Below are 3275 nucleotides of genomic sequence, written 5' to 3'. Positions count from 1 at the left end.
CGCAACCGGCGCCGCGAGTTCCACCGGGTAGCCGAAGATCCCGGTGGAAATGGAAGGGAAGGCAATGCTCTTCAGCTTCAGTTTGTCGGCCACGCGAATGGACTCGCGATAGCAGCTTGCCAGCTTTTCAGGTTCTCCGCGCTCACCACCTTGCCAGACCGGGCCGACGGTGTGGATGACATGGCGCGCCTTCATCTTGCCGGCCGTGGTCGCCACCGCTTTTCCGGTCGGCAGCGGTCCCTGCTTCTCGACGATGGCCTTACATTCCTCCCAGATTGCCGGCCCTCCGGCGCGGTGGATGGCACCGCAGACTCCGCCGCCGGGAGCCAGTTGTTCGTTGGCGGCGTTGACGATGGCGTCGGCGTTCTGGTCAGTGATGTCGCCGAGAAGCAGATCAATCGAGCGTTCGTGTTGCAGTTGAATGTGCATTGGGCCATCGGCCATCGGCTTTCGGCTCGTAGGTGTTTGCCCGATCGCCGATAGCCGAGCGCCTATTTCCTATCCGTCAGCGCTTCCACGCCGGGCAGCTTCTTGCCTTCCAGGAACTCCAGCGAAGCACCGCCGCCGGTGGAAATGTGCGTGATCTTGTCCTCGACACCGGCATCGTGAACCGCGGAAACCGTGTCCCCGCCGCCGACGATCGAAATGGCACCGGAGTTTTCCGCCACCGCGTGCGCGATCTTGCGGGTACCCTTGGCAAACAGCGGCATTTCGAACACCCCCATCGGTCCGTTCCAGACAATCGTCTTGGCGCGCGAAATTTCTTCGGTGAAGAGGTCAATCGTCTTCGGCCCGATATCGAGGCCCAATTGGTCGGGCGGGATGGGATGGCCCTCGCCAACCATGTGCGTGACAGCGTCCTCGGCAATTTTCGCGGCGGTGATGTGGTCCACGGGAAGAAGGAACCTGACTTTTCGCGCGCGCGCGTCGTGCAACAGTTGTTTGGCGAGGTCGAGCTTGTCTTCTTCGACCAGCGATTTTCCGACCTCGTGTCCCTGTGCCTTGAGAAACGTGTACGCCATGCCGCCGCCGATGATGAGCGCGTCCACCTTGTGCACCAGGTTCTTGATGACGCCGATCTTGTCGCTTACCTTGGCGCCGCCGAGGATGGCGACGAAGGGCTTGGCCGGCGCGTGCAGAGCTTTGCCGAGGTACTCCAGTTCCTTCTCCATCAGCAGGCCGGCCGCGGATTTCTCGACAAAGCGGGTGATGCCGACGGTGGAGGCGTGGGCGCGATGGGCGGCGCCGAAAGCGTCGTTCACGTAGCAATCGGCCAGCTTGGCCAGCGCCTTGGAAAACTTCTCGTCGTTGGCTTCCTCCTCGGCATGGAAGCGGAGGTTCTCCAGCAGCAGGGTTTGCCCGCGCTCCAATTTGCCGGCCATCTCTTCGGCCTGGATGCCGACGCAATCGGTGCAGAAGCCGACGTTTTCGCCGCGGCTCAATTGCCGGTCGAGCAGCATGCGCAGGCGTTCAGCGACCGGACGCAAGCTCATCTTGGGATTGGGCTTGCCCTTGGGACGTCCGAGGTGGGAGGCGAGGATCAGCCGCGCGCCGTGCCGCAGGGCGTATTCGATGGTGGGCAGGGTTTCGCGGATCCGGGTGTCGTCGGTGATGTGGCCCGCCTCGTCAAGCGGAACATTGAAATCCACCCGCATGAAGATGCGTTGATCGCTGAGCGTCAGATCGCGGATGGAGAGCTTGGGCATCTTTAACTCCTGCACGCGCGCTGCAAATTCGGAGAGCATAAGAGTAGTTTCCAATTTCCCAAGGTTTCAAGTTTCAGGTTTCGAGTTTCACGCCAGCCGTAGAGCGTGAAACGTGCAACTGGAAACGTGAAACCTTCTTCTGTCCTACAGGCCTTTCTTGCCGATAAAGTTAATCAGGTCGCGAACCCGGCAGGAGTAGCCCCACTCGTTGTCGTACCAGGAGATCACCTTGACGCAATTGCCGGCCACAACGCGGGTGAGCGGCGCGTCGAGAATGGAGGAGCGGCTGTCGTGCTTGAAATCGGAGGAGACCAGTTCCTCCGGTTCGTAGCCGAGATAGCCCTTCAGCGGGCCGGACTCGGAAGCCTTCTTCATGGCCGCGTTGACCTCCTCGGCGGTGGTCTTTTTCTCCACGAAGCAGACCAGGTCGACGACCGAAACGTTGGGGGTGGGCACGCGCATGGCAAAGCCGTCGAGTTTGCCCTTGAGCTCTGGGATGACCAGGTAAACGGCCTTGGCCGCGCCGGTGGTGGTCGGGATCATGTTGATGGCCGCCGCGCGCGCACGCCGCAAGTCCTTGTGCGGAAAGTCGAGGATGACCTGGTCGTTGGTGTAGGAGTGGATGGTGGTCATGGTGCCACTGACGATCTTGAATTCGTCGTTCACGACCTTGGCGACAGGCGCGAGGCAATTGGTAGTGCAGGAAGCATTGGAGATGATGTTGTGCCTGGCGGCCTCGTACTTGTTCTCGTTCACGCCCAGCACGATGGTGATGTCCTCGTTCTTGGCGGGGGCGGAGATGATGACTTTCTTGACCGGGCCGCGCAGGTGCTTGCGCGCGTCTTCCGCATTGGTGAAGCGGCCGGTGGATTCGACCACGACCTGGGCGCCCACGGATTCCCAATTGATCTTGGCCGGGTCTTTCTCGGAGAAAACGCGGACGCTGCGGTTGTCGACCTTGATGGAATCCTGCTCGGCGATGACCTGGTGCGAAAGGTTGCCGAGAACGGAGTCGTACTTGAGCAGGTGGGCGAGCGTTTTGGGATCAGTGAGATCGTTGACGGCGACAAACTCGAGATTGGATTCGCCGAGTGAAGCGCGAAGAATATTGCGACCGATGCGGCCGAAACCGTTGATGCCGACTTTAATTGCCATCTTGCCTCCGAAAATCGAGCGCGGACTGCTGGTAGTGTCGAGTGTTATGAGAGAGCCAAAAATCGTAACACCTGGGCCATACCGGCGCAAATGATGGACGTGACCAGGGCGGCACAGCGCGTTGCCGAATGTCGGCGGGTGTGTTCCAATCGCTGCATGCGCAAGTGGCAGCGCGACCGCATGAGGCGGCGCAAACCGAAAGCCTCGGGCCCATCGCAGCCCAGCCAAGCACCGGAACCGTTGCAGCCCGCCTATCCCGACATGGATCGCTCGCTGCTGGCCCCTAACCGCGAGCCCGAAGCGGCTCCTGAAGCGCCGCAAGAGTCGGCGCCGGAAAACCCGGAAAGGGCACCCTCGCGCCGTCCCACCCGAGGCGGGCAGCGCCGGCGGAGCCGGGGCGGCCGGGGACGTCGA

At 61.6% G+C, this 3275-nt stretch carries 4 protein-coding genes; 1 reads left to right on the top strand and 3 read right to left on the bottom strand.

The window, feature by feature from the left end; translation table 11 throughout:
• The 3 genes from VFI82_13465 to gap form a co-directional block, all read right to left on the bottom strand.
• Positions 1–429, bottom strand: a 429-nt coding sequence (locus VFI82_13465) for a macro domain-containing protein (GenBank protein ID HET7185693.1), incomplete at its 3' end; no start/stop codon positions are given.
• Between the two features lie 62 nt (positions 430–491).
• Entirely contained in the window at positions 492–1706 is a 1215-nt protein-coding gene (locus VFI82_13460; GenBank protein HET7185692.1) for a phosphoglycerate kinase, read from the bottom strand.
• A gap of 144 nt (positions 1707–1850) precedes the next feature.
• The gene (gene gap, locus VFI82_13455) at positions 1851–2861 is read right to left on the bottom strand and encodes a type I glyceraldehyde-3-phosphate dehydrogenase (protein ID HET7185691.1); all 1011 of its coding nucleotides are present in this window, start codon (positions 2859–2861) and stop codon (positions 1851–1853) included.
• Positions 2862–2954: 93 nt separating this feature from the next.
• Between gap and VFI82_13450 the strand changes: the two genes are divergently transcribed.
• Positions 2955–3275: hypothetical protein (locus VFI82_13450; protein ID HET7185690.1), on the top strand; the 321-nt coding region annotated here is incomplete at its 3' end.

Source organism: Terriglobales bacterium (assembly GCA_035691485.1).
Taxonomy (GTDB): Bacteria; Acidobacteriota; Terriglobia; order Terriglobales; family Acidobacteriaceae; genus JAIQGF01.
The sequence above is the reverse complement of the archived record's forward strand: the minus strand, read 5'-3'. Positions and strand labels throughout refer to the sequence as shown.

What these genes read in the sequence shown, in the direction of transcription:
- VFI82_13460 (HET7185692.1), bottom strand. Translation starts at nt 1,706, where the DNA reads ATGCCCAAGCTCTCCATCCGCGATCTGACGCTCAGCGATCAACGCATC.
- gap (HET7185691.1), bottom strand. Translation starts at nt 2,861, where the DNA reads ATGGCAATTAAAGTCGGCATCAACGGTTTCGGCCGCATCGGTCGCAAT.